At 69.5% G+C, this 25,067-nt stretch carries 23 protein-coding genes and 1 pseudogene; 14 read left to right on the forward strand and 10 right to left on the reverse strand.

Features of this window, described 5'->3' with window-relative positions; genetic code table 11:
• Positions 1-56 precede the first annotated feature (56 nt).
• The gene (locus Ahu01nite_RS35630) at positions 57-1,256 is read left to right on the forward strand and encodes a metallophosphoesterase (protein WP_239159392.1); all 1,200 of its coding nucleotides are present in this window, start codon (positions 57-59) and stop codon (positions 1,254-1,256) included.
• A gap of 10 nt (positions 1,257-1,266) precedes the next feature.
• On the opposite strand, the gene Ahu01nite_RS35635 is transcribed toward Ahu01nite_RS35630, so the two are convergent.
• Positions 1,267-1,830 carry an acetoacetate decarboxylase family protein gene (locus tag Ahu01nite_RS35635; RefSeq protein WP_203841128.1) on the reverse strand — a complete coding sequence of 188 codons (564 nt, stop codon included), beginning with the start codon at positions 1,828-1,830 and terminating at the stop codon, positions 1,267-1,269.
• A gap of 59 nt (positions 1,831-1,889) precedes the next feature.
• On the opposite strand from Ahu01nite_RS35635, the gene Ahu01nite_RS35640 reads away from it, so the two are divergent.
• On the forward strand, positions 1,890-3,965 hold the full coding sequence (locus Ahu01nite_RS35640) for a M1 family metallopeptidase (RefSeq protein ID WP_203841129.1): 2,076 nt from the start codon (positions 1,890-1,892) through the stop codon (positions 3,963-3,965).
• A 52-nt stretch (positions 3,966-4,017) separates the two neighbouring features.
• Here the strand turns inward: Ahu01nite_RS35640 and Ahu01nite_RS35645 are convergent, their stop codons facing one another.
• Positions 4,018-4,467 (reverse strand): GNAT family N-acetyltransferase, encoded by a 450-nt coding sequence (locus Ahu01nite_RS35645; RefSeq protein WP_307794664.1) that lies wholly within the window; start codon positions 4,465-4,467, stop codon positions 4,018-4,020.
• A 186-nt stretch (positions 4,468-4,653) separates the two neighbouring features.
• Here Ahu01nite_RS35645 and Ahu01nite_RS35650 point away from each other — a divergent pair, with 186 nt between their 5' ends.
• On the forward strand, positions 4,654-5,379 hold the full coding sequence (locus Ahu01nite_RS35650) for a PP2C family protein-serine/threonine phosphatase (RefSeq protein WP_239159393.1): 726 nt from the start codon (positions 4,654-4,656) through the stop codon (positions 5,377-5,379).
• Here Ahu01nite_RS35650 and Ahu01nite_RS35655 read toward each other — a convergent pair whose 3' ends face one another.
• Positions 5,380-5,667, reverse strand: coding sequence for a peptidoglycan-binding protein (locus tag Ahu01nite_RS35655; RefSeq protein ID WP_203841131.1), 288 nt, complete (start codon positions 5,665-5,667; stop codon positions 5,380-5,382).
• A 234-nt stretch (positions 5,668-5,901) separates the two neighbouring features.
• On the opposite strand from Ahu01nite_RS35655, the gene Ahu01nite_RS35660 reads away from it, so the two are divergent.
• On the forward strand, positions 5,902-6,843 hold the full coding sequence (locus Ahu01nite_RS35660) for a S1C family serine protease (protein WP_203841132.1): 942 nt from the start codon (positions 5,902-5,904) through the stop codon (positions 6,841-6,843).
• Between the two features lie 11 nt (positions 6,844-6,854).
• On the opposite strand, the gene Ahu01nite_RS35665 is transcribed toward Ahu01nite_RS35660, so the two are convergent.
• Positions 6,855-10,316, reverse strand: a complete 3,462-nt coding sequence (locus Ahu01nite_RS35665) for an ATP-binding cassette domain-containing protein (RefSeq protein WP_203841133.1) — start codon at positions 10,314-10,316, stop codon at positions 6,855-6,857.
• Positions 10,317-10,836: 520 nt separating this feature from the next.
• On the opposite strand from Ahu01nite_RS35665, the gene Ahu01nite_RS35670 reads away from it, so the two are divergent.
• The 8 genes from Ahu01nite_RS35670 to Ahu01nite_RS35705 all read left to right on the forward strand — a co-directional run bounded on the left by Ahu01nite_RS35670 (position 10,837) and on the right by Ahu01nite_RS35705 (position 19,480).
• Entirely contained in the window at positions 10,837-11,781 is a 945-nt protein-coding gene (locus tag Ahu01nite_RS35670) for an ABC transporter permease (RefSeq protein ID WP_239159394.1), read from the forward strand.
• Between the two features lie 68 nt (positions 11,782-11,849).
• Complete coding sequence (locus tag Ahu01nite_RS35675) at positions 11,850-13,571, forward strand: ABC transporter substrate-binding protein (RefSeq protein ID WP_203841135.1); 1,722 nt, start codon at positions 11,850-11,852, stop codon at positions 13,569-13,571.
• Positions 13,572-13,633: 62 nt separating this feature from the next.
• Complete coding sequence (locus Ahu01nite_RS35680) at positions 13,634-14,611, forward strand: ABC transporter permease (RefSeq protein ID WP_239159395.1); 978 nt, start codon at positions 13,634-13,636, stop codon at positions 14,609-14,611.
• Positions 14,612-14,639: 28 nt separating this feature from the next.
• The gene (locus tag Ahu01nite_RS35685; RefSeq protein WP_203841136.1) at positions 14,640-15,725 is read left to right on the forward strand and encodes an ABC transporter ATP-binding protein; all 1,086 of its coding nucleotides are present in this window, start codon (positions 14,640-14,642) and stop codon (positions 15,723-15,725) included.
• Positions 15,726-15,736: 11 nt separating this feature from the next.
• Positions 15,737-16,744: an ABC transporter ATP-binding protein gene (locus Ahu01nite_RS35690; RefSeq protein ID WP_203841137.1), complete on the forward strand. Its 1,008-nt coding sequence runs from the start codon at positions 15,737-15,739 to the stop codon at positions 16,742-16,744.
• Between the two features lie 19 nt (positions 16,745-16,763).
• Positions 16,764-17,666, forward strand: coding sequence for an aminoglycoside phosphotransferase family protein (locus Ahu01nite_RS35695; RefSeq protein ID WP_239159396.1), 903 nt, complete (start codon positions 16,764-16,766; stop codon positions 17,664-17,666).
• Positions 17,667-18,139: 473 nt separating this feature from the next.
• A complete protein-coding gene (locus Ahu01nite_RS35700; protein ID WP_203841138.1) occupies positions 18,140-18,574 on the forward strand; it encodes a hypothetical protein in 435 nt (144 codons plus the stop codon).
• Between the two features lie 657 nt (positions 18,575-19,231).
• The gene (locus Ahu01nite_RS35705; RefSeq protein WP_203841139.1) at positions 19,232-19,480 is read left to right on the forward strand and encodes a hypothetical protein; all 249 of its coding nucleotides are present in this window, start codon (positions 19,232-19,234) and stop codon (positions 19,478-19,480) included.
• Between the two features lie 16 nt (positions 19,481-19,496).
• Here Ahu01nite_RS35705 and mraY read toward each other — a convergent pair whose 3' ends face one another.
• Together mraY and Ahu01nite_RS35715 are read right to left on the reverse strand one after the other, a co-directional pair.
• Positions 19,497-20,600, reverse strand: coding sequence for a phospho-N-acetylmuramoyl-pentapeptide-transferase (gene mraY / locus Ahu01nite_RS35710; RefSeq protein ID WP_203841140.1), 1,104 nt, complete (start codon positions 20,598-20,600; stop codon positions 19,497-19,499).
• Between the two features lie 88 nt (positions 20,601-20,688).
• Positions 20,689-21,162: an Lrp/AsnC family transcriptional regulator gene (locus tag Ahu01nite_RS35715; protein WP_203841141.1), complete on the reverse strand. Its 474-nt coding sequence runs from the start codon at positions 21,160-21,162 to the stop codon at positions 20,689-20,691.
• A gap of 22 nt (positions 21,163-21,184) precedes the next feature.
• Here Ahu01nite_RS35715 and Ahu01nite_RS35720 point away from each other — a divergent pair, with 22 nt between their 5' ends.
• A complete protein-coding gene (locus Ahu01nite_RS35720; RefSeq protein WP_438874854.1) occupies positions 21,185-22,150 on the forward strand; it encodes an EamA family transporter in 966 nt (321 codons plus the stop codon).
• Here the strand turns inward: Ahu01nite_RS35720 and Ahu01nite_RS35725 are convergent.
• From Ahu01nite_RS35725 to Ahu01nite_RS35740, 4 genes and pseudogenes are all read right to left on the reverse strand, one after another.
• Complete coding sequence (locus Ahu01nite_RS35725) at positions 22,085-22,831, reverse strand: alpha/beta fold hydrolase (RefSeq protein WP_239159397.1); 747 nt, start codon at positions 22,829-22,831, stop codon at positions 22,085-22,087. The two genes, Ahu01nite_RS35720 and Ahu01nite_RS35725, sit on opposite strands and share 66 nt — an antisense overlap.
• 152 nt (positions 22,832-22,983) lie before the next feature.
• Positions 22,984-23,481 (reverse strand): hypothetical protein, encoded by a 498-nt coding sequence (locus tag Ahu01nite_RS35730; RefSeq protein WP_203841143.1) that lies wholly within the window; start codon positions 23,479-23,481, stop codon positions 22,984-22,986.
• Positions 23,478-24,162, reverse strand: a pseudogene (locus Ahu01nite_RS35735) (MBL fold metallo-hydrolase). Before Ahu01nite_RS35735 ends, Ahu01nite_RS35730 begins: the two are co-directional and overlap by 4 nt.
• 35 nt (positions 24,163-24,197) lie before the next feature.
• The gene (locus Ahu01nite_RS35740) at positions 24,198-24,353 is read right to left on the reverse strand and encodes a hypothetical protein (RefSeq protein WP_203841144.1); all 156 of its coding nucleotides are present in this window, start codon (positions 24,351-24,353) and stop codon (positions 24,198-24,200) included.
• A 62-nt stretch (positions 24,354-24,415) separates the two neighbouring features.
• On the opposite strand from Ahu01nite_RS35740, the gene Ahu01nite_RS35745 reads away from it, so the two are divergent.
• Positions 24,416-25,021, forward strand: coding sequence for a DinB family protein (locus tag Ahu01nite_RS35745; RefSeq protein ID WP_203841145.1), 606 nt, complete (start codon positions 24,416-24,418; stop codon positions 25,019-25,021).
• Positions 25,022-25,067: the final 46 nt, after the last annotated feature.

Below are 25,067 nucleotides of genomic sequence, written 5' to 3' on the forward strand. Positions count from 1 at the left end.
GACAACGTAACCAGCGGCCGCGTCGGCGGGGCGGGCGGGCGTGGCAGACTTGCTCCGTGCCTGTGGAAGAGACCGCGTCTGTGGGAGAAGCCGTCGAGACCGAGCCGCGGCGCGGGTCCGGCCGGGCTGCGCGCTTCGCGTTGATCGTGACCGCCGTGCTGGTGCTCCTGTTCGGCGTGCCCTGGTGGACGTTGATCTGGTCCGGAAATGACTGGCCGGGTGCGGTTTTCGTGAGCGGGACCGTCGTCTTCGTGGGCGCTGCCGCTGCGTTCCCGGGGCTGATGTTCTCCGGGCACGGGCAGCATCACCGGGATCTGCCCGCGCGGATCGCCGACACGCTGCTTGGCATCGTCTGGGTGTTCTTCGTGTGGTCGGTGCTCGGTAACGTGCTGCGCCTCGTGCTCGCCGTCGCCGGGGTCGGCGATCCGGCCCGTTCGCGCATCGTCACGGCGGTGGTCGCGGTGGTGGCGGTCGTCCTGCTCGTCTGGGGGAACGTCGAGGCGATGCGCGTCTCTCGCGTGCGCCGCATCGACGTGGTGATTCCGCGGCTCGGCGCCGGGCTGGACGGGTTGCGGGTCGTGTTGCTGACCGACACGCACTACGGGCCGATCAACCGGGCGAAGTGGTCGCGGGGCGTGGTCGACGTGGTGAACTCCCTCGACCCGGACGTCGTCGCGCACACCGGCGACATCGCCGACGGTGAGGTGGCGCAGCGCCGCGAGCAGGCCGCGCCGCTCGGGGATGTCCGCGCCGGGATGGCCCGGGTCTACGTGACCGGCAACCACGAGTACTTCTCCGGTGCCCAGCGCTGGGTGGAGCACATGGCGTCGCTGGGCTGGGAGGCCCTGCACAACCGGCACGTCGTCGTCGAGCGCGGCGGCAGCAGCCTGGTCATCGCCGGGGTCGACGACCGCACGGCGGCCGGCTCGGGAGTGCCGGGGCACCACATGGACCACGAGGCGGCGCTGCACGGCGCCGACCCGGAGCTGCCGGTGCTGCTGCTGGCGCATCAGCCGCAGCAGATCACCGGGGCGGTCGCGCACGGCGTCGACCTGCAGATCTCCGGGCACACCCACGGCGGGCAGATCTGGCCGTTCCACTATCTCGTGCGCATCGACCAGCCGGTGCTGCAGGGGCTGAGCCGGCACGGCGAGCGCACCCAGCTCTACACGTCGCGGGGCACCGGGTTCTGGGGGCCGCCGTTCCGCGTCTTCGCCCCCAGCGAGATCACCCTGCTGACGCTGCGTTCCGCGTAGAGGGACGAGCTCAGCCGCCGAACCTCAGCCGGAAGTCGGCGAGGGTCAGCGAGAACAGCGGGCGCCGACCGGCCAGCCAGGACAGTGGGCCGGCCTCGTCGACGTCCCAGGTGATGCGGGTCGCGCGAACGGCTGCTCTGCCGCGTACCCGTGTGGTGATGTCTTTCTGGACCACGGTGAGTGGGGTGGGCCAGCGGCCCGGCAGACGACGGCCCGGCCTGATCGTCGCGGAAGCGATGGTCTCCGCCACGGCGAGAGGCGGGCTGACCTTGAGCACCGCCAGGTCTTTCGGGATGGCCCACAGCGCGCGGCCCCCGTCGCGGGAGGCCGGGCTGTCCACCCAGATGTGCGTGATCGTCTGCCGGCGCCCGCGGAGCAGGACCGCGGTGAGCAGTTCGCGGTAGTCGAGGACGCCACCGGGTTCGTAGTCCACCCAGGCGGCACCGACCGGGACGCGGCCGGCGACGGTGACCGGTCGCAGACCCGGGTCCAGGGCGGGCAGGCCGCGGGCTGGCAGCAGGAAGACGGACAGGTAGAGCTGTCCCTGAAGGTTCCACGGCGCGGGTGGATACATGCGTCCACAGTAGGGTGTCGCAGCGCTCTGAGCAGGGACAAGTTCGCTACGGTCACTTTATGTTCCAACGTGCATACTTAGCGTGTCTGGTCATCGCCGGCCTGGCTGTCTCCGGCGCGACCGCGACCCCCGCCCCGGCGGCAACGTTCCGGCCCGGGGCGGCCGGCATGGGTGATCCCTACTTCCCGCTCGCGGGCAACGGCGGGTACGACGTCCAGCACTACGGGCTCGACATCACCTACCAGCCGAAGACCGGGGAGCTCGGCGGCGTGGCGACCATCGAGGCGGTCGCCACGCAGGGGCTCTCGTCGTTCAACCTCGACTTCGACGCTCTGACGCTGCGGTCGCTGACGGTGAACGGGCAGCCCGCCCGGTGGAGCCGCGCGAACGGTGAGCTGACGGTGACGCCCGGCGCCGGGCTGCGCAGGGGGCGTGCGTTCACCGTCGTGGCGCGCTACGACGGCGTACCGAAGATCATCGAGGACGCGAACCTCGGCGCTTCGGGGGTGTTCCGCACCGACGACGGCATGGTGATCGTCGGGCAGCCCGAGGTCGCGTCGAGCTGGTTCCCAGTCAACGACCACCCGCTCGACAAGGCCTCCTACACGATCCGGGTGACCGCGCCGCAGGGCCTCCAGGCGATCGCCAACGGGGTGCTCAAGAACCATCTCACCCGCAACGGCTGGACGACGTGGACGTGGGACGCGCGCGAGCCGATGGCGTCCTACCTGGCCACGGCGACGGTCGGCGAGTACCGGGTCACGGCGTACCGGAAGAACGGGATCCGGTTCCTGGACGCCCTCGACCCGAAGCTGTTCACCCCGGCCGCCGCGCCCCGCACGGGCACGCACATGGCGCTGAGCCGGACGGGCGAGCCGGCCTACAAGCGGCTCACCCGGACCATCACCGTCCCCCGGGCCGGCGCGACCGTCAGCTTCTGGGCCGACCGTGACACCGATCAGTACTGGGACTACTTCTTCGTCGAGGCGCGCCCGGCCGGCACCGGCGACTGGACGACCCTGCCCGACATCAACGGCCACACCTCGAACGACACAGGCGGCATCTGTGAGTACGCCGAGCGGCTGCATCCGTTCCTCCTGCACTACGTGACCGTCAAGGGCTGCGAGCCGTCCGGCACCACCGGCGACTGGAACGCGGCCACGGGCGAGAGCGACGGGTACGAGCACTGGTCGGTCGACCTGGATCCGTACGCGTCGAAGAAGGTCGAACTCTCCCTGACCACCGTGAACGACGACGGCTTCACCCTGGCCGGCGCGGCAGTCGACGACGTGGTCGTGTCCACCGGCGACGGCAGCACGTCCTTCGAGGCCGGCCTCGGCGGCTGGAAAGCCGCGAAGGCCCCTGCCGGCAGCAGCACCGGTGACACGACCTGGATCGCGGGCACGGTCGCCGACCTCCCGCCGACCACCGGCGACTTCGCCGCCGGCTCCCTGGCCCGCGAACCCGAGATCCTCGACTTCCTCGGCAGCGTCTTCGGCCGTTACCCGTTCTCCGCCGCCGGGGGCATCGTCGACGCCGACGACGGGTTCGGCTTCGCCCTGGAGAATCAGACCCGCCCGATCTACGCGCAGGCCTTCTTCACCTCACCGGCGGACGGCGACTCCGTCGTGGTGCACGAACTCGCCCATCAGTGGTACGGCGACAGCCTCGCCGTTGCCCGCTGGCAAGACATCTGGCTCAACGAGGGCTTCGCGACGTACGCGGAATGGCTGTGGGGCGAGCACGAAGGACTCGGCACCGCCCAGGAGCAGTTCGACTCGTACGCCGAGTCCTACGACGGCGACGAGTCGTTCTGGGAGCTGCCCATCGGCGACCCCGGACCCGAGCACCTCTTCGACAGGCAGGTGTACACCCGCGGCGCCATGACTCTGCACGCCCTGCGCCTCGCCGTGGGCGACAAGGCGTTCTTCCGCATCCTGAAGAAGTGGGCCACCAGCCGCGCCGGCGGGAACGTCACCACGCCGGAGTTCATCACCCTCGCCGAGAAGATCTCCGGGAAGGACCTGGACGCGCTCTTCGACGCGTGGCTCTACTCCCCTGCCCAGCCCGCCTCGTCGGTCCCGTCCCGGTCCGATCCGGCCGCGGTGCGGCTGAGCGTGACCGGGCAGCGCTGACAAACGGGTGCGTGCGCCGCCGGCTTGCGGCGGGCGCGCACCACAGCGAAAGTCAGGGTCGGTAGTCGCGGACGACGTCGGTGCCGGTGTCGCCGGGGGCCTGGGGGTCGCGGGCGACACGGGCGGTCTCGACGTAGCCCGCTTTGCGGGCGACGGCGGCCGAGGCGGCGTTGGCCACGTCGTGGCAGATGACGAGCCGGCCGGCATCCGGCAGGGTCAGCGCCACCGAGGTCAGCGCGCGCACCGCGGCCGTCGTGTAGCCGCGGCCGGCGTGCGCGGTGCCCATCCAGTAGCCGATCTCCAGGATGCCGGGACCCATCCGGGTCATCAGCCCGATGGAGCCCGCGAACTCGTCGTCCGCCGTCAGGATCGCATAGTTGAATTCGGTGCCCTTCGCCCAGCTCTCCCGCGATCTCTCGATGAACGCGAGCGACTCCGCGACGTCGTGGCCGGCACTGACCCAGGAGAGAAAGGGTTCCAGTTCGGCGAACGACGAGCGGATCGCTGCGGCCGCCGGCTCGGCCCAGCGCGGCTCCCAGCGTTCAGGACAACATTGCCGGCCGGGATTGTCTCAGGGGGTTCCATGCGCGGAATCCTGCTGACCGGGATGCCCGCGCACAACCCGATTACAGAACCTCCGGCCGGGCAGCCTGTTCATGGCGGCGCGGCGCTACTGCATGCTGACATGGTGCGAGAACTGAGAGCTACCTGGGACTTCGCGGGCCACACTCTGACGGCGACCGCGGGCAGCGTGACGGGTAACCGGTACGACGACAACTACGACGTGCTGCACCTGGACGGCGGGCGGGTGCTCGCCGTGGTCGCGGACGGCATGGGCGACGGGGCGGGGAGCCGCGCTGCCGGGCGTACGGCGGCGGATGTCTTTGTGGAATCGACAGCGACCACCCACGGACCGGACGCGCTGCGGGCCGCCGTCGCCGCCGTGCAGCTCGCGGTCCGGGAAGCCGGCCGGGGCATCGCCGGGCTGACCGGCTGCACGCTGACGGCATTCGTGGGTGACGAGTCCGGGGCGTGGCTGGTCCAGCTCGGCGACTCGCGGGCGTACCGGCTGCGGGACGGGCTCCTCGAATTGCTCACCGTCGATCACACCGCGGCGTGGCTGGGCCTGCTGCACGGCTGGTACGCCGCGGGTTCGGCCGAGGCGCACGCGGCCAGTTACCAGCTGACCCGATACGCGGGCCACCCGGCGATGCCGGAGCCCGATCTGCTCAACGTCGGCCTGCGCGCCGGCGACGTGTTCCTGCTCTGCACCGACGGGGTGAGCGACCAGATCCCCTACGAACGGCTCGCCGTGTTTCTTCCGGCCGGCAGCGTCTCCGAGCTGCTCGAGGAGACGCTACGGGCCGGCGGCAAGGACAACGCCACCGCTGTGATCATCCGCGTGGGGCGGTGATCAGGCGGCCTGTTCGAAGCGGCGGATCTCGCGGGCTTCCTTGGCGTAGCGGGTGAGCAGGTGGACCGTGCGGGGGCCGGCGACGCCGTCCGCTTCCAGGCCGACGTGGGACTGGAACTGGCGGACCGCGGTGGTCAGGTCCTCGTCGGCGGGGCCGACGTGCGTGCGCAGGGCGGCGAAGTGTTCGCGCAGGGACCCGGGGTCCGCGGTGGGGGCGGGCTCGTCGCTCCAGCCGATCAGGCCTCCGACGGCCGTTCCGACCACGCTGAGCATTCCTCGTGCCGACATCGCGACCTCCTTGTTTCGTCGTACTCACATCATGCGGAGTTCGCCTGTGCCGGGCCTCTGCCGACGGGCCCGACCTGCTTTGAATCAGCTATGACTTTCGGCCGACAGGCGGCACACCTAAGGGTTTTCCCTGGTCGCAGCGGCTTACAGCGAACACACAGACGCTTCACCGGGAGCTGACAACCGGGCGGGCAACAGTAGTGACATCACCGCTGAATCGAAGGCAGGCGCGTCATGACCGATCTGTTGACCCGGCCCCCGTACTCCGACCCGTACGGCGACGGCTCCCACAGCGACGGCTCCCACGGCGACAACTCCTACGGCGACGGCACGTCCTCCCACAATGCGCCGCCGCCGCTGCCGCCGAACGTCTACAGCCACCGCAAGGGTGGGAACGGCCGCTGGCCGCGGCGGATCGCCGGGGGTGCCGCGCTGCTGGCGCTGGTCGCCGGTGGGGGCGCGAGCGGAGCCGTGATCGCCGAGCACTACGCGGGCGACGGGACGACAACCGCGGCGGCCGGCACCACGACCACCGCGACGAACGCGAGCGCCGCCACCACCGGGAGCACCAGCCTCGCCGCCGTGGCCGCGAAGGTGTCGCCGAGCATCGTCACCGTGCTGATCGACGGGCAGAACGAGTCGGCGCTCGGGTCGGGGGTCGTGCTGCGCTCCGACGGGCTGGTGCTGACCAACAACCACGTCATCTCGTCCGGGGGCACCGTGAGTGTGCGGCTCTCGGACGGGCGTACGGTGCCGGCCGAGGTTGTCGCGACCGACACCACGCACGACCTGGCGCTGGTGCAGGCGACCGGGATCACCGGGCTGACCCCCGCGACGTTCGGCACCGACGACTCGGTCGCGGTCGGTGACACCGTGCTGGCGTTCGGGGCGCCGCTGGGCCTGGAGGGGACCGTGACGTCGGGCATCGTGTCGGCGCTCGACCGGGAGGTCAGCACCGGCACCGAGAAGCTGAGCGGGCTGCTGCAGACCGATGCCGCCATCAACGAGGGCAACTCCGGCGGCGCGCTGGTCGACACGGCCGGCAACGTGATCGGCATCAACGTGGCGATCGCGACCGCCGACACGTCGAGCACCGGCAGTGTCGGCCTGGGATTCGCGATCCCGGCCGACACCGTCACCCAGGTGGTCAAGCAGCTGGAGACGAAAGCCAGCTGAGTTTTACGGGCTCAGCCGGCCAGGTGGCCGTAGGTGTTCTCCAGCTCCTGCCACGTGCCCTGGGCCACCGCGCGGCCGCCGATCAGCACGACCACCCGGTCGGCGCCCGACAGCGCCGCCCGTTTCGAGGTCGAGCCGACCACGGTCACGCCGTGCCCGCGCAGCGCGCGCCACAGCTCCAGCTCGGTGGTGACGTCCAGCGCCGACGAGACGTCGTCCGCGACCAGCAGCTCGGTGCGCGGCGCGAGGGCCCGGGCCAGCGCCAGCCGTTGCAGCTGACCGCCGGAGAGCCGGGTGCCCTTGTGCCCGATCAGCAGCTGCAGCCCGCCACCGGCCACCGCGAGGTCGTGCTCCAGCTGCGCGGTCGTCACCGCGTCGGCGGCGTCGACCTGGTGGCCGAGCGCGATGTTGTCGGCGACCGTCCCGGACAGCACCCGGGGCAGCTGCGCGACATAGCCGACCTGGTTGGGGCGCAGGAACAGCTCCGGCTCGTCGACGTCGCGGCCGTTCCAGGTCAGCGAGCCCGTGTGGTGCACGATCCCGGCGAGGGCCCGCAGCAGCGAGGACTTGCCCGCCCCGACGGGACCGACGACGAGCACCAGCTCGCCGCGGTTGACCGTCAGGTCGATGTCCTTGGCGCCGACAGTGCCGTTCTCGTGGACCGCGCTGAAACCGGTCAGCCGCAGCTGGCGCAGCGGGTCACGCGGTGCCGCCTGCGGTGCCTCGGCCGTGCCGGCGTTGATGTCGACCCCCGGGACCGCGGACGAATACGCCGCCGCCCCGGCCATCGCCACCGTGCGCCGGGTCCAGACCCGGGCCGACGGGAAGTGCGACACCAGCGACGCGGTGGTCCAGGCGAACCACCGGGCCGAGCCGAGCGTGGCCACCGCGATCAGCGTCGCCGCCGCCGACAGGTTCCCGGCGAGATACAGCGCCCAGACCGCGATCGGGAGCAGGCCGCTGAGCACCGACGGCGTCGAGCGGGCCCACACCTGGATCGCGATCTCCCGGCGCTGCCGCTCGCTGCGGATCTCGTCGAGCCCGGCCAGGTGGTTGAGCACCGGCACGGTCGCGCCGGCCAGTTTCACCGTGCGCGCCGCCGATAGCGACGACACCAGTGCGGTGGCGAAGGAAGCCCTTGCCGCGACCGTACGCCGGGCCGCGCGCTCCAGCCGCGGCCCGAACAGCGTCGCCATCAGCCCGGAGACCACCATCGTGCCGACGAAGAACATCGCGGGCACGAACGACTGCGACGCCAGCGTCATCGTCACGATCATCAGCAGGCTGATCGAGGTGTCGACGAGGTTGTCGGCGAGCATGACGACCCGCTCGGTGTCGCCGCCCTGGGCGACGACCTCGGCCGGGGTGAACTTGGTGATCCGGCGCGGCCCGATCTGGCCGTGCACGAGCCGCTGGCTGATCCGCAGCATCTGGCGCACCCACCACTCGGGGAACCAGGTGCCCGTGTAGTAGAGCGTCGGGATCGCCACGATCAGCGACGCCGCGATGCCGATGGCGGGCCACAGCGGGTCGCCGAGGCCGTCCACCACGTGGGCCCAGAACAGCGGCAGGATCGCGCCGTCGAGGCCGAGCAGCACCAGGATCACGAAGAGGCCGACCGCCGCGAGGCCGTAGCGCGGGTCGTTGGTGGTGAGCCGGAAGATCTCCCGGAACGTACGGGCGGGCGGCGGCTCGGGCAGCGGCGGCGGATCCTCCAGCGGCAGCGTGTTGCCGAGCTCGGTGCGCAGCGGCTCCTCCGGCTCGCGTTCCAGCAGCGCCACCCCGCCGCCGGCGCGGGCCGGGGCGACCATGTTGCTGCTGGCGAGCAGCTCGGCGAAGCGCCGCGACTGCGCCATCGGCCCGGCCTCGAGCACCGCGCCGTCGGCGAGCACCACGACCTCGTCGCAGCGCTGCACCGAGGAGAGCCGGTGCGCCACGATGACGCCGATGCGCCCGCGCAGCAGCCGATCGGTGGCGCGTTGCACCCAGGCCTCGGTGACCGGGTCCATCCGCGCGGTGGCCTCGTCGAGGATCACGACCTTGGGGTCGCGTACCAGGATCCGGGCGAACGCGACGAGCTGTTCCTGCCCGGCGGACAGGACGTAGCCGCCCTCGCCGAGCTTGGTGTCGATGCCGTCGGGCAGGGTGCTCGACCACGCGGTCAGGCCGAGCTCCTGCAGCGCGTCCCCGGCACCGGACAGCAGCTCCGGGTCGAACAGGGCGATGTTCTCGGCGAGCGTGCCGGCCAGGATCTCGGTGCGCTGCGGGACGATCGCCGTCCACCGGCGCAGCCCCTCGACGTCGAGGTCGACCATGTCCGTGCCGCCGAGGAAGACCGTGCCGCGGGGCACGTCGACCGCGCGGGTCAGCACCTTGGCGAGCGTGGACTTGCCCGATCCGGTGCGGCCGATCAGCGCGTACGACCGGCCGGGAGCGAACGTCAGGGTGACGTCGCGCAACGCCGCCGGGCGCTCCGAGTCGGCCTCGCCGTAGCGGAACGTCAGGTCGCGGACCTCGAGCAGGCCGTCGGTGGGGTCCTCGCCGCCGCTCGGTTCCTGCGGGACGTCGCGCAGCAGCAGCACGCGGCCCCAGGCGCCGAGCGCGTTCTGCAGCTCGGGAACCATCCGGGTGACCTGTTCGAGGGTGCCGCCGAAGCCCAGCGCGAGCAGCCAGACCGCGGTCAGCCGGGCGCTGTCGATGTGCCCCGCGGTCAGCGCCCAGGCACCGGCCACGACGAGCGCGGCGATCAGCACCCGGGTGATGGCACCGGCGGTCATCGTGATCCTCGACGACATCCGCCAGACGATCCGGCCCCGGCGCAGCACCTCGCGGGCGCGCCTGGCGTAGAGGCCGCGCACGTAGGGCGCGGCGAGGCTGGTGCGCACGTCGTCCTGGCCGTGGATGGCCTCTTCCATCACCGCGGCCAGGTCGGACCAGGCCTCCTCCTCGCTGATCCGCACCGGCGAGATCCGCTGGATCGGCTTGTTCATCAGCAGCACCAGCACGATCGACACCAGCACCATGCCGATGCCGGCCGGCCACCAGGCGAAGAACGCGGTGACGATCGACAGCACCGCCACGGCGAGGGACTGGGCCAGCCGCACGCCGCTGCCGCGCAGCTCGGAGCCGACCTGGTAGACGTCGCTGTCGATCCGGTCGAGCAGCTCGCCGACCGGGGTGTTCTCCAGCGTGGGCACGTCCTGGCCGAACGCGACCCGGCACAGCCCGCGGCGGGCGGACGCGGCCCAGTCGGCGGTCAGCCGGGCAGCGGCCAGGCTGACCATGACGTCGCTGAGCACGGCGACGACCAGCGCACCCGACAGCACCCCGAACAACGGCATCGACCGGTGCACCAGCACGGCCCCGGCGAGGCCCAGCGACGCGGCCTGTCCGGCGGCCCCGAGCACGATGAGGACGACGATGAGGGCGGTGCGACGGGGCGAAGTTACCCATAAGTCGCGAAGCAGACGCATCAGAGGTCCTCAAGCAGCAGGGAAGGCGGTACCCACCATCCTGCGTGCCCGGGCGGGTCCGGCTCAACGCATTTACGGCGATCCGGACGTCACGTGCGTCACCTTTGCGCCGGATCCCCCGCGCCGGCAGGCCCGGCCGTCCATTTAGGAACGGTCACGGGACAGCGATATATTTCTATTAAATGTCCTTGCACAGAGACAACCATGCCTCTCACGGCAGGCGTGGATCCTTTGGCTTATTGCCTTGATCGCAGGATTTCTTCCGGCCATAGCTACCCCGTGCGTAGATTGTCCGAAGTTCTGCCCGTCTGGCTGCACCATGCAGCGATCCGTAACCGCCAGGTCGGTGACGAAAACAAAAACGAAACGTGAACGAAATGGCGGGCCTTCGCTGTTATTCGTTTGATATGTCAAACCATTTCTCACGGCAATTACGCGGACTACGTTTCCCACCGCGGCATCGAGGAACCGGCACGCAGAGCGCGTGGCGGTGGCATGCCCGACGGAGGTGATCCACCGCGTGGAACGGCTGAGCACCCGGGGCAAGTCCCCGACAGCGATCGCGTTCGCCCGGCTCCGCACGGACCGGGTCGCGGTGATCTGCGGGAGCATCTTCCTGTTCTTCGTGCTGATCGCGATCTTCGCGCCGCTGCTGGCCAAGCTCGAGGGCCAGTCCCCCACGGCGTACCACCAGGAACTCGTCGACGACTACGGCTTCCCGACGATCGGCCCGACCAGCGGGCACTGGTTCGGCGTCGAGCCCCGGCTCGGCCGGGACCTGTTCGCCCGGTGGGTCTACGGGTCGCGCCCGTCGCTGATCGTCGCCACGTCGGTCACGGTCATCACGTCGCTGCTCGGGGTCGTCGTCGGGCTCGTCGCCGGGTTCGCGGGCGGCTGGACCGACCGGATCCTGTCCTGGGTCATCGACTTCGTGCTGAGCCTGCCGTACCTGCTCTTCGCGATCGCGGTGCCGGCGGTGCTGCTGTCGATCTTCGTCGGCCCGGCGGACGGCGCCTCGGTCGACCAGGTGTCGCGGGTGCGGTTCATCTCGCTGATCCTGGTGCTGTCGCTGTTCGGCTGGGCCGGGCTGGCGCGGCTGATCCGCGGTGAGGTGCTGTCGCTGCGGGAGCGGGAGTTCATCGCGGCGGCCCGTGTGCTCGGCGTACCGACCAGCAAGGTGCTCTTCAAGGAGCTGCTGCCCAACCTCGTCGCGCCGATCGTGGTGTCGACGTCCATGGCGCTGCCCTCGTACATCGTCGTCGAGGCCGGCCTGACGTACCTGGGTGTCGGGCTGACCGAACCGACACCCTCCTGGGGCGTGACGATCTCCGCCGCCCAGAGCTTCTACCGGGCCGACCCGCTCTACCTGTGGTTGCCCGTGCTCGGCATCACCGTGCTCGTCGTGGCGCTCAGCCTGCTCGGCGACTCGGTCCGCGATGCCTTCGACCCCCGCACCCGACGGTGACGGTAGCTACGCCCTTCCTGGTGACAGTTTTGAGAAGAGGAACAATGGCGAGGCGTTACAAAGCGGCTGTGGCAGCGACCGCTGTCGTGGCCCTGGGGCTCACGGGCTGCGGCAGCCCGTCGTCCAACAACGGCAACAAGCCGGATTCCGGCAACGGCGCGATCACCACGCAGACCTCGTCGATCGACGCGGCCGCGAAGGGCCCGGCCGCCGCCGTGCCGGGTGCGAAGAACGGCGGTGTGCTGACCGTCTACTCCGCGAGCACGCCGAACACGTTCGACCCGACCGACACCTACTACTCCGACTCGCTGGCCATCGGGCGGCTGCTCTACCGCACCCCGACCCAGTTCGTGGTCCGCGACGGCAAGTCGGTGCTCGTGCCCGACCTCACCGACGTCGGCAGCGTCTCGGACGACAAGCTGACCTGGACGTTCAAGATGCAGCCGGGCATCAAGTACCAGGACGGCAGCGAGATCAAGGTCGAGGATCTCGCGTACGCGATCAAGCGGTCCTTCGCCCGCGACCTGTACCCCAACGGCCCCGCGTACCAGATGCAGTACTTCAAGGGCGGCGACACCTACAAGGGACCGTACGTCGCAGGCGGCGACAAGTTCGACGGCGTCGAGACCCAGGGCACCGACACGCTGGTCATCCATCTGACCCGCGCGTTCGCCGACCTGCCGTTCTTCATGACGTTCCCGCTGTTCTCGCCGATCCCGCAGGCGAAGGACACCAAGGCCGACTACAAGAACAAGCCGATCTCGAGCGGACCGTACGAGTTCGACACGTACACCCCCGGCGTCGAGCTGAAGCTGAAGAAGAACCCCAACTGGGACGCGAACACCGACGCGGCGCGGCACAACTACGTCGACGGCTACGACTTCAAGTGGGGTGGCGAGGACGTCAAGACCCAGCAGCAGGTCCTCAACAGCAACGGCCCCGACGCGAGCGCGCTGAACTACGCCGACGTGGACAGCACGCTCGTCCCGCAGGTGACCGGTGACAAGAAGGCCCAGCTCGTGTCGGGTGAGAGCCCCTGCACGTACGTGTGGCAGATGGACACGACGAAGATCCCGCTCGAGGTGCGCAAGGCGATCGCGAAGGCGTGGCCGTACGACCAGACCTGGAAGGCCGCCGGGGTCAGCGACCTCATCGGCCAGAAGGCCAGCACGTTCATGCCGCCCGGCGTCCCCGGCTACCAGGCGTACCCTGCGGTGACCGACCTGTCCGGCACCGGGACCGGTGACGCCGCGGGTGCGAAGGCGCTGCTGGAGGCCGCCGGCAAGACCGGCTTCGAGGTGAGCTGGTACTACGACAACACCAAGCCGATCTCGCAGCAGGTCAGCCAGGTCCGCGCCGACGCGCTCACCGCGGCGGGCTTCAAGGTCAAGGCGATCGGTGTCACCACCGCCGACCTGCGTACCAAGATCTCGGACTACTCCGCGCCGGTCAACATGGCGCAGGGTCCCCGCGGCTGGTGCTCCGACTGGCCGAGCGGCGGCTCCTGGCTGCCCGTCATGTTCCAGTCCCACAGCGTCGCCGACCAGACGAGCTGGGGCATGCAGCAGGACAAGACCGTGGACGCGCAGATCGACGCCGTGGCGAACATGCCCGCTGACCAGGCCGTCTCGAAGTGGGCCGGGCTCGACCAGGCGATGATGGAGAAGTACCTCGCGATCCCGTTCTACTACACCAAGATGGGCATCGTCGTCGGGACGAACGTCGGTGGCGCCCAGGGCGACCCCGGTGCCGGTATGCCGGCGTTCTACGACATCTACCTGAAGAGCTGACAACCCCGTGGCGGCCCGGTCCCCACCGGGCCGCCACGGCTCTTTCACCTGGAGTCCCCGCGGTGCTGCTCTACATCCTGAAACGCGTGGTGAGCGCGATCTCCGTCGTCGTCGTCACGCTGGTCGCCAGCTTCGCGCTGTTCTTCCTCGCCCCGACGGACCCGGCCGGCACGATCTGCGGCACCCGCTGCAACGCGGACCGCCTCGCCGAGATCCGCTCCAGCCTCGGCCTCGACGAGCCCCCGATCGAGCAGATCGGCGGCTACATGAAGGGCATCCTGGTCGGGCGGGACTACACGACCAGCGGCGTCGTCCAGCACTGCGACGCACCGTGCCTCGGCTACTCGTACACGCTGGGTCAGCCCGTCACCAAGCTGCTGGCGCAGGCGCTGCCCGTGACGGTGTCCATCGTGCTCGGCGGTGCGGTCGTCTACCTCTTCTTCGGCGTGCTGTTCGGCACGCTGTCCGCGCAGCGCCGCGGCGGCACCCTCGACCGGGCGCTGATCGGCTCCTCCATCGTCATCAACTCGATCCCGTACTTCGTGGTCGCGGTCCTGGTCGCGCTCTACGTCACGGTCCTGCCGCACTCGGAGTACCACCCGCTGCTCAGCAATCCGCTGCTGTGGGCGAGCGGGCTGGTCGCCGCATGGCTGACCCTGGGCCTGACGAACGCGGCCGCGTACACCCGGTACTCGCGGGCGTCGATGATCGAGTCGCTCGGGCAGGACTTCGTGCGTACCGCCCGGTCCAAGGGCATCAGCGAACGCCGGGTGGTCTACCGCCACGGGCTGCGCGCGGCCCTGACGCCGGTGGTGACGATCTTCGGCATCGACCTGGCCGGGCAGCTCACCGGCGCCATCTTCACCGAGCAGATCTTCGGCCTGCCCGGCATCGGCGTGCTCACCCTGCGCGCCTTCAACCAGTACGACCTTCCGGTGCTGATGGGCTGCGTCCTGCTCGGCTCGGTGGTGCTGGTCGTCATGAACCTCGTCGTGGACATCGTCTACACGGTCCTCGACCCCCGGGTGCGGCTCGGATGACCCCCCTTCTCACCCGCGAGGCGGCACGATGAGCGACCAGACCCTGCGGGGACCCGAGACGGTGGTACGCACACCGCGCAAGGCGGCGACCGGGGAGGCGTACCTGGAGGTCTCCGATCTGCGGGTGCAGTTCCCCACCGCGGACGGGACGGTCGACGCGGTCCAGGGCCTCAGCTACTCCCTGCCGCTGGGCCGGACCCTGGCGATCGTCGGGGAGTCCGGCTCCGGCAAGAGCGTGTCCAGCATGGCGGTGCTGGGGCTGCACGACCCGCGCGGCACCCGGATCACCGGCTCGATCAAGGTCGGCGGGAAGCAGGTCGTCGGGATGTCCGCCGACGAGCTGCGCCGTTACCGGGGTGCCGACGCGGCGATGATCTTCCAGGACCCGCAGTCGTCGCTGCACCCGTACTTCACGATCGGTGACCAGATCATGGAGTCGTACCGCGCGCACCACAAGGTGTCGAAACGGGTGGCCAAGGCGCAGGCGATCGACATGCTGGGCCGGGTCGGCATCCCCAACCCGCAGCGGCGGATCAGCAGTTACCCGCACGAGTTCTCCGGCGGCATGCGCCAGCGCGCGATGATCGCGATGGCGCTGGTCAACGATCCGAAACTGCTCATCGCCGACGAGCCGACCACCGCACTGGACGTCACCGTGCAGGCGCAGATCCTCGACCTCATCGGCGACCTGCAACGCGACTTCGGCTCCGCGGTCGTGTTCATCACGCACGACCTCGGCGTGGTGGCCGAGGTCGCCGATGACGTCCTGGTCATGTACGCCGGCAACGCGGTCGAGCACGGCCCGGTCGGCAAGGTGCTCGGCGCGCCGCTCCACCCGTACACATGGGGTCTGCTGGAAAGCCTTCCCGCTCTCTCCGGGGAACCCGCACCGCTGCACCCGATCCCGGGCAGCCCGCCGAGCCTGCTCGCTGTCCCGAGCGGTTGCCCGTTCCACCCGCGCTGCGAGTTCCGTGACCGGGTCGGCGGCGAGCACTGCACCACGGTGCACCCCGGCCTCGTCCCGCGCACGGCCGACACCGGTCGCCTGTCGCGCTGCCATCTGAAGGACCCGGACCGGGTGTATCAGATCGAGATCCTGCCCCGGCTGCCGTGAGGGACGACGCGATGACCACCGACACGACCGGCACGCCGCTGCTGCGGCTCGACGGCCTCCAGATGCACTTCCCGATCAAGGGCGACGGCCTGCTGGCACGGCGCAAGCAGTGGGTACGCGCAGTCGACGGCGTCGACCTCACGCTCGCCCCCGGTGAGACACTCGGGCTGGTCGGCGAGTCCGGCTGCGGCAAGTCGACGACGGCCCGCCTGATCACCCGGCTGCTGGAACCGACCGCGGGGAGCATCGAATACGAAGGCACCGACATCGCGCACCTGTCCCAGCGCCGGCTGCGGCCCTACCGGCGCGAGATCCAGCTGATCTTCCAGGACCCGTACTCGTCGCTGAACCCCCGGCACACCGTCGGGACGATCGTCGGCACGGCGCTGCGTACCCATGACATGGTCCCCCGCAGCGGTGAGCTCAAGCGGGTCCAGGAGCTGCTCGAACTCGTCGGCCTGAACCCGGAGCACTACAACCGCTACCCGCACGAGTTCTCCGGCGGGCAGCGCCAGCGCATCGGCATCGCCCGGGCCCTGGCCGCGCGCCCGAAGGTCATCGTCGCCGACGAGCCGGTCAGCGCGCTGGACGTGTCGATCCAGGCGCAGGTCATGAACCTGCTCGAGAACCTGCGCAAGGAACTCGGCATCGCGTTCGTCTTCATCGCCCACGACCTCGGGGTGGTGCGGCACTTCTGCGACCGGGTCGCCGTCATGTACCTGGGACGGGTCGTCGAGGAGGGGCCCCGGGACGCGTTGTACGAGGCGCCGCAGCATCCGTACACCCAGGCTCTGCTCTCCGCCGTGCCCGACATCGGCGTGGTCCGTGGCATCCCGCCGCGCCGCCGGATCCGGCTGGCCGGGGACGTCCCGAGCCCGGTCGACCCGCCGTCGGGCTGCCGCTTCCGCACCCGGTGCTGGAAGGCCCAGGACATCTGCACCACCGAGGAGCCGCAGCTCATCGAGCGGACGCCGGGTCAGCAGGTGGCCTGCCATTTTGCCGCGCAGCTGACCTCGTAGAGATGTCATCATCAACGGCGTGCGCATCCCCGACGTGGTCCAGGCCAAGGCCCGCAGCGTCGGCGCCGCTTCCTGGCTGAGCTCCCTGCCGTCGCTGGTCACGTCGCTGAGCGCCGAGTGGGACTTCAGCGTGGGCCCGGCCTACGAGGACGCCACCGAGGCGTTCGTCGCGCCCGCCACCCTGGGCGACGGGACACCGGCGGTGCTGAAGCTGCTCGTGCCACGCCGGGGGACGGCCGCGCAGGACGAGATCACGGTGCTGCGGCTGGCCGGGGGTTCGGGACTCGCGCGGCTGCTGCGCTCCGACGTGGAACGCTCGGCGCTGCTGCTCGAACGGCTCGGGCCGTCGATGGCTTCCGGGTCGCTGCCGCCGGCTGCGCGGCTCGCCATCCTCACCGACCTGGCTCAACGGGTGTGGCGGCCGGCTTCGGGGTTGCGGACAGGTGCGGAGAAAGGGGTCTGGCTGCGGGAACACATTGTCCGGCGGTGGGAGGAGGTGGGGCGGCCGTGCTCTGCGCGTACGGTGCACCATGCTCTGGCCTGCGCCGACCGCAGGATTGCCGCCCACGACGACGCCCGTGCGGTTCTGGTACACGGCGACGTGCACCAATGGAACGCGCTGCAAGCCGGGGACGGCTGGAAACTGGTCGACCCGGACGGCCTGCTCGCCGAACCCGAATACGACCTGGGCGTCCTGATGCGCGAGGACCCGGTCGAACTCATGCACACCGACCCCTGGGACCGCGCCCACTGGCTGGCCGCCCGCACCGGCCTGAACGCCACCGCCATCTGGGAATGGGGCGTGGTCGAACGCGTCTCCACGGGCCTGCTCGCCGTCAGCATCGGACTCCAGCCGATCGGCGACCAGATGCTCGCCGCAGCCGACGCCATCAGCGCCCTCGACCAGACCCGCCTACCGTGAGGAGCCGCGCCCTCGGCCGATAATGGTGGTGAGCGTGATCTACGGGTGGGTCGCGCTCGTCCTGCTGGTCGCAACCCTCGTCCTGCTCATCGGCGGCTCGGCAGCTCGGTGGGCGGCGCCTTCGCCTTCCTGATCTTCTTTCTGACGTACGCCTCCATCGCCGCGGGCAACTGGCGGAACCGCCGCGGCGCCATCGCCCCCTTGGCCATCGGCATCCTCCCCATCGTCATGCTCCTCCTCCCCGCCGCCCGACGACCCTCTCCATCGTCATGAGAAGACCGCAGTAAACATTGAGGGTTATTCAGGACCTACCTTGAGCTGCAGATCGCCGCAGATGGACGACCTGATCTCCCCGTCCTGAATAATCCTTCATGTGTCATAACGCACCCGCCCAGCAATCATCGCCGTCCCGGAACCCGCCCACCACTGCATTCCGGCTACCCGATTACTCGCCATCTGCTATTCGCATTCCTATGATCTATCTCAACCTCACAACGGCACGCTCACCCCTTCCGATCATGCCGTTGTCCGAGAAGTATCAAGGAATGCAATACACGCAGCTGGAAATTTTCACGACAGTCGAATTAGGTTGGCTACGCGACCCCACCAAGCGCCGAAATCACTCCACGGCAACCGAAGTGTTCCGGCGTGAACACCGGGTCCGGCGCGCTTTCGGGAAAGCACTGGGCCACACCGCCCGGCTGCGACGCGACTCTCCTGAGACGCGAACACCGGACGGCAAGGTCATGTGGATCGAGGCGGCACGTGCACTGTTCCGTGCAGCAAACACCACGCAGGCATGCGCCGACGCCGCAGCTGAGCGTGACCGCAGGCGCGCAGCGGGCGAACTGTTCGACTGGACCCGTTTCACCAGCCGCTGGCAGGTGACCCACACCGCCGTCTGCTGACCCGGCCCCGCTTCGACAAGCTGATGGCCGCCGAGCTCGGCACCGGACCTTCTCCAGGCAACACACCGATGACGCCGCGCATTCACCCCGGACTCTGCTCGGGGACCGACCCCCTCAGACGAAGCGGCCGGCGTCCTGAGCAGTACCAGGAACGTACCGGGGGCCCGATTGCCGGTCGTGAGTTTGCCGACGGTTATTGGCTGACCCGGTGTAACGGCTGCGTCGATCGAGGACATCCAGAAGGCCCAACCTCGCCGCGATCCGCGCGCCAAGCAACCTCACGACGAAGCGAGCGGCCGGCGCACGGACATGCCGACGCGAGGGGGGTGACCTTGAGCACCTGATCAGTGCCGCAGCTTCCGGGCTCTACCGGAAAAGCGGGTGTAAAAGTCCCGCCGTGGCCATCGAAATCGATTATTGATAGCACGAGGCGTATTCAGCAAGGGTCTGGGAATCCACAGCAGAGCCAGGAAGTAGAAGACGGCTCGCTCTTCGGTAGGATGGAGTTACCACACAACATCTTACGAAAAGCGAACCGCCGAACATGTATCACCCTGGCCTGGATCTCTGACGCGATCAACGGAGCACGCCACGACACGTACGCGTTAAAACATTCCGGAGTTCTGGTCACGATGGACCCCAGCCTGTGGATCGGCGATGAGGGCCACATCGGAAACGAAATGCTCACCCCGATCAGAAAACCCGCCCACCGGGCCGCCCGTTCTGGTCACGAACATCGCCAAGTCCGGTGGTCCGGACCGCCGGTTCAAGAACAACAGGCAATTGCCGGTCGTGGTGTACGGTCGCCTGACCCTCACCGGTCCGCAGGGGCTTTTCATGGTCTGGGACTTCTCGCGCGCCGATGTCGCCGCGTCGCTCGCCGAATCGCTCAACCGGATGCGCTGACGCGGCTCGCGTGGCGCTACCCCACGGTGGCCAGGAAGTCGGAGTAGAAGAGGCCCAGGCCGACCGCTACGCAGACGCCGGAGATGATCCAGAAGCGGATCACGATGTTGACCTCACTCCAGCCTGCCAGTTCGAAGTGGTGGTGGAGCGGGACCATGCGGAAGACGCGTTTGCCGGTGGTCTTGAAGGAGACGATCTGGATGATCCAGGTCACCGTGATGATGACGAAGAGGCCGCCGATCAGGATCGAGAGCAGCGTGGTGCGGGTGGCGATCGCGAGGCCGCCGATCAGGGCGCCGAGTCCGAGCGCGCCCACGTCGCCCATGAAGATCCGGGCCGGGGATGTGTTCCACCACAGGAAGCCGACGCAGGCGCAGGCTGCCGCTGCCGCGATCATGGCGATCTCGAGGGGGTCGCGGACCTGGTAGCAGTAGTCGGTCGCGCGGGCGTAGGTCTCGTCGGCGCACCAGTGCCTGTACTGCCAGTAGCCGATCAGGGCGTACGCGCCGAGGACCAGGGTCGACACGCCGGTGGCCAGGCCGTCGAGGCCGTCGGTGAGGTTCACGCCGTTCGACATGGCGGTGATCACGAAGACGAAGACCATCACCGAGCCGACCTTGCCGACGTCGAGCCAGCTGATGTCCTGGATGAACGAGATGTGCTCGCTGGCCACGGTCTGGCCGTTGGTGCTCGTCACGTAGAGGGCGGCGATGCCGAAGCCGGTGGCGACGATCGCCTGGCCGAGCAGTTTGCCCTTGGCGGACAGGCCGTCGGAGTTGCGTTTGCGGACCTTGAGGAGGTCGTCGACGAAGCCGATCGCTCCGCAGAAGACGAACAGGCCGAGCAGGACGACGGCCGTCATGGTCGGCTGCTCCTGCGCGATCTGCCGCTCGGGCAGCGTGGTCAGCGCCAGGTGCCCGGCGACATAGGCGAGCAGGGTCGCCACGATGAACACGACACCACCCATCGGAGGGGTGCCCTTCTTGCCCTCGTTCGAGGCGAGGCCGAGGGACCGGATCGGCTGCCCGGCCTTGAGCGCGCCGAAGACCCGGATCGCCACCGGCGTCAGGAACAGCGAGACGATGAACGCGACCCCCGCCGCGACGATGACCGCCCTCACGAGCAGGCCTCCACACGGTAATGCGCGCCGGACAGGTCAGCATCAACGATCATGAGGCACGATCTTGCCATCCGGCGGGTTCCCACCGTCAGGGGGCGGGGGTGCGGGGCGGGACCGGGGTGGAGACCACGAAGGAGCTGTGGGTCTGGCCGTGGAGGAGGAACTGGTCGAGGACCGATTCCAGGTTCTCGATGGCCGGGACGTGGACCTTGAGGAGGAAGCAGTCCTCGCCGGAGATGCGGTGGCATTCGCTGACCTGCGGGGTCCGGGCGGCCAGTTCGGCGATCCTGGTGAGCTGGCCCGGGCCGGGGCGGATGCGGACCCAGACGGCGACGGGGAGGCCGAGCGCGGCGGGGTCGATGTCGAGGCGGTAACCGCGGATGACGCCGGTCTCCTCGAGCCGGGCGAGGCGTTCGCGGACGGCGGGGGCGGACATCCCCACCCGGCGGGCGAGCTCGGCGGCGGTGGCGCGGGGGTCGGCGCTGAGCTCGGTGAGCAGGCGGGTGTTGGTCTCGTCGAGAAGAGGAATGCCGTTCGCCGTTCTGGTTTCTCGTAAGGTCATATTTCCGCGCTCCCACCTTCGAATGTCTCTGGTGCAACGCTGCCGGCCTTTCGACAATAGACGCATGGCGATAATTGCTCAGCGGTTGCCGCCGCACGTGTATTTCGTGGTGAGCGCGGTGTTCCATTATCTCGGCCCGGCGTTGGCCGTCCTGTTGTTCGCCCGCGTCGACGTGCTCGGGGTGGCGTGGCTGCGCATCGCGAGCGCCGCGCTGGTGTTCGTATTGTGGCGCCGGCCGTGGCGGTTGTGGGGACAGCTCGACCGCCCCGGGCGGTGGCTGCTGATCCGGTGGGCGGCCGTGCTCGCGGTCATGAACAGCGTGTTCTACCTGGCCATCGACCGCCTTCCCCTGGGTACGGTCGCCGCGATCGAATTCCTCCCGGTCATCGCCCTCGCCGCCCTGGCCGCCCGGACCCGCCGCAACACCCTCGCCCTGGTCGTCGCGGTGGCAGGGGTCTACCTGCTCACCGACGTACGCCTGGTCGCCGAGCCGCTGGGTCTCGCCTTCGCCGCCGCCAACGCCGTACTGTTCGCGCTCTACATCGTGCTCGGGCACCGCGTCGCGCGCAGCCCGCAGATGTCCGGCATCGACGGTCTCGGGCTCTCGATGCTGATCGCCGCGGTCATCGCCCTGCCCGTCGGAGCCTGGCAGGCGGTACCCGCCTTCCTCGACCCGGTCGCGCTGGCCGCTGCCGCCGGGGTGGGCATCTGCTCCTCCGTCATCCCGTACGTCAGCGACCAGCTCGCCATGGCCCGGCTCCCCCGCGCCACCTACTCCCTGATGGTCTCCCTGCTCCCGGCGACAGCCACCGTCGTCGGCATCATCGTCCTGACCCAGATCCCGGCCCTCGCGGAGACGATCGGTGTCGTCCTGGTCGTCGCCGGCGTGGCACTCCATCAGGAGAAGCAGGAGCACACACCGTCAGATCGTTCGGATCAAATGCCTGGCGAGGAAGCGGACCGCGCTGTCCGCCTCGAACCGGGGTAGGTCCTTGTGCCTGCCCGCGTTGGCGTGCAACGTTTTCTCCGTAGAGGCGAAAGCGTCGAACAACGCCAGACCAGCCGACCGCGGAATGTGCTCGTCGTCCCACTGCAGGTCGAATTCGACCGGCACGGTGATCAGCTTCGCCTTCTCGGCCAGGGCGTCGGGCCAGTGCTGACCGAAGACCGCGGCGACAATTCTGGGTTCAACCGCCACCAGGGGTACGCCGATAGCAGTGCCCATGTTCAGCCCGAAGTACCCGACCGGCCCGTAATCGCCGAATGCCAGCAGAGCGTCCAAGGTCATCTGCCATTCAGGCACCGCCAGTGAAGCGAGGTAGGCGTTGTAGCGGACGACGATCGGGCCCTCAGGCTCGCCCGCTGCCCTTGCCCGGAACAGTTCGGCGATCTCTTTCTCGTCGTGTGCCGTCCGCGGCCGGTCACCGTGACCGGGGGCGTCGATGACGGCGACGTGGAAACCGAAGCCGGCCACGAGGAGCTGGGCCCGGCCGGTCATCGACGGGTGCTTGCTGTGGGTGCCGCCGCCGTGGCCCATCAGAACCAACGGTGTGTGATCGACCGTGGTGACAGCAGGCGACCAGAGCACGCCGGGGACGTCACCCACAGTGAAGTCGCGGGACAGCATGCCGGTGGCGGTGGACTCGGCGGTGAATTGCAAAGAATGCACGGGTGTTGCCTTTCGGGAGTGCCCATTTGTCGGGGCGCTCCCGGCGACACCTACGTCGGTCGCCCGGCCGTGACGGCAGGGAGGAGCGCCCACTTCGCATTACCGGTCATGGGTCTCACCTCCTCAGGTGTTGTCACGGACACCGCACGTTATCACTCCAGCTGGGCGAGGTAACGCTCGGCGACACGCTGCTGCCGGCGCTCGGTGCGGATCGAGAGCCAGGCCACGAGCGGCCAGAACACGATGCCGAACCAGCCCCACGGCGTCACCGTGATCGCCACGTAGACCGACAACACCAGGAAGAACCCGAAGGCGAGGATCAGGTGCACGGGTCGCATCCTCGGCGTGGCCCACCCGGTCGCTATCCGCGTCGCAGCGGCACCGAGCCGGGAATCCTCCGGCGGCCGCGCTGCCCGGACGGCCTCGACCGCGGCCGTGCGCTCGGGTTCGCTCAGATCACCGAACAGGCGCCGCTCCTGCGACCGGGCCAGCCCCCACATCGCAAGACCGAAAGCCAGGCCACCGACCAGGAACACCACACCCTGCAGCACCGTACGCGGCCCGTCCGCCACGAACACGTACATGAACCCGCCCCACAACAGTCCCGCGATCAGGGAACGCACCCACAGCGGCCATCTCAACGGATTCATGGTTCCCTGGTGTCCACAGAGGCCCGTCGCCAAACCGAGGCATATCCACGACGCACCGCGACCAGCGACGCCTCGGCCCCGAAGGGCGAGCGGGCCGCCACGTCCAGGACGCCGGCGCCGTCGGCGTGACCCTCGCGGATCAGCCGTTCCAGCTCGCCGAGCTGCTCGTGCTGCGCGTGCACGAACGCGCTGCTCCACCAGGTCACCGGCGAGCGTCACCCCGGCGTCGGGCACGTGGACCACCAGGTCACCCCCGGTGTGCCCGCGCCCGAGATGGTGCAGCGCCACGGCACGCCCGGCCACGTCGACGGTCGCGCGGGCACCCACGAGCCGATCGGGCACCCGTACGGTGACCTCGGCAAGCCCGGCCGCCAGCTCCGGATCGCCCGGCAGCCACCGCTCGTACAGGTCGTGGGGCAGGCTCCCCGCACGTTCGCGCAACTCCCGCGCGGCGTCCTCGTGCGCCCAGATCGGCACGCCGGGCCCGGCCAGCGTCGCGTTGCCGAAACAGTGATCGAAGTGATGGTGCGTGTTCACGATGGTCAACGGATCGCGGGTGATCCCGCGGATCGCATCGGCCAGCTCGCCGGCCTGCGCCGCGGTGGACAGCGTGTCGACGACCAGCGCCGCGCCGGGCGAGGTCACCAGCGTGACGTTGACGTCCAGCACCGGGTACCGCATGACGTACACGCGGTCGGCGATCTCCCGGAAGCCGGTCACGAGTCGATGCGGCGTCGCTCGGCGTCGCGGAGCTCCCGGTAGTGCTCAGCCCTGTGCCGGTCGCCGGTCTTCTCCGCGGCTTCGACAGCTGCCGAGCCGGCCAGGAGGAACAGCTTCTCCAGGTCCAGGTCCCGCCGGGCGGCTTCCATCACCCGCCCAAGATCTCATCATCGGTGTTGTCGTGTCACGCCCATAAGTGCTTTAGCCTCGGACAATGGTTTCCTACGATCCCAAGGCTGACCTGCTCGAATATCTGCAGGACGCGCGCAGCGCGCTGGTCTGGAAGCTCGACGGCCTCTCCGAGTACGACGTGCGGCGCCCGCTGACCCCGACCGGCACCAATCTGCTCGGCCTGGTGAAGCATCTCGCCGCGATCGAGGCGGGCTATCTCGGTGCCACGTTCGGGCGCCCGTTTCCCGCCACGATGCCGTGGGCCGATGTGGAAGCCGAGGTCAACGCGGACATGTGGGCCACCGCTGACGAACCGCGGGCGATGATCGTCGAGCTGTACCGCGAGGTGTGGGCGCATTCCGACGCCACCGTGGCCGCCCTGAGCCTCGACGCCGCGGGGCAGGTGCCGTGGTGGCCGGCCGAGCGGCACGACGTCACGCTGCATCAGATCCTGATCCGGATGATCGCCGAGACGCACCGGCACGCGGGGCACGCCGACATCGTCCGGGAGCTGATCGACGGGGCGAAAGGCGCGCAGGACACCAAGCTCAGCCTGCCGACCGGTGATCCGGTGTGGTGGGCCGAATACCGGGAGCGGCTGGAGCAGACAGCCCGGCTGTTCCGAGAGCCCAGTCCGTCAGCGGAGTGACAGCCACCAGGAACGACTCGACGAGCGGGGTCAGGGTGAGGATGCG

The sequence above is a fragment of the Winogradskya humida genome, from assembly GCF_016862215.1.
In the GTDB taxonomy this organism is placed as follows: domain Bacteria; phylum Actinomycetota; class Actinomycetes; order Mycobacteriales; family Micromonosporaceae; genus Actinoplanes; species Actinoplanes humidus.

Excerpts from the sequence above, each read along its gene's own strand:
- Ahu01nite_RS35745 (WP_203841145.1), top strand. The coding sequence starts at position 24,416 with ATGGTTTCCTACGATCCCAAGGCTGACCTGCTCGAATATCTGCAGGAC.
- Ahu01nite_RS35685 (WP_203841136.1), top strand. The coding sequence starts at position 14,640 with ATGAGCGACCAGACCCTGCGGGGACCCGAGACGGTGGTACGCACACCG.
- Ahu01nite_RS35690 (WP_203841137.1), top strand. The coding sequence starts at position 15,737 with ATGACCACCGACACGACCGGCACGCCGCTGCTGCGGCTCGACGGCCTC.
- Ahu01nite_RS35655 (WP_203841131.1), bottom strand. The coding sequence starts at position 5,667 with ATGTCGGCACGAGGAATGCTCAGCGTGGTCGGAACGGCCGTCGGAGGC.
- Ahu01nite_RS35715 (WP_203841141.1), bottom strand. The coding sequence starts at position 21,162 with ATGACCTTACGAGAAACCAGAACGGCGAACGGCATTCCTCTTCTCGAC.
- Ahu01nite_RS35660 (WP_203841132.1), top strand. The coding sequence starts at position 5,902 with ATGACCGATCTGTTGACCCGGCCCCCGTACTCCGACCCGTACGGCGAC.
- Ahu01nite_RS35665 (WP_203841133.1), bottom strand. The coding sequence starts at position 10,316 with ATGCGTCTGCTTCGCGACTTATGGGTAACTTCGCCCCGTCGCACCGCC.
- Ahu01nite_RS35705 (WP_203841139.1), top strand. The coding sequence starts at position 19,232 with ATGAGGGCCACATCGGAAACGAAATGCTCACCCCGATCAGAAAACCCG.
- Ahu01nite_RS35640 (WP_203841129.1), top strand. The coding sequence starts at position 1,890 with ATGTTCCAACGTGCATACTTAGCGTGTCTGGTCATCGCCGGCCTGGCT.
- Ahu01nite_RS35635 (WP_203841128.1), bottom strand. The coding sequence starts at position 1,830 with ATGTATCCACCCGCGCCGTGGAACCTTCAGGGACAGCTCTACCTGTCC.
- Ahu01nite_RS35700 (WP_203841138.1), top strand. The coding sequence starts at position 18,140 with ATGATCTATCTCAACCTCACAACGGCACGCTCACCCCTTCCGATCATG.
- Ahu01nite_RS35720 (WP_438874854.1), top strand. The coding sequence starts at position 21,185 with ATGTCTCTGGTGCAACGCTGCCGGCCTTTCGACAATAGACGCATGGCG.
- Ahu01nite_RS35730 (WP_203841143.1), bottom strand. The coding sequence starts at position 23,481 with ATGAATCCGTTGAGATGGCCGCTGTGGGTGCGTTCCCTGATCGCGGGA.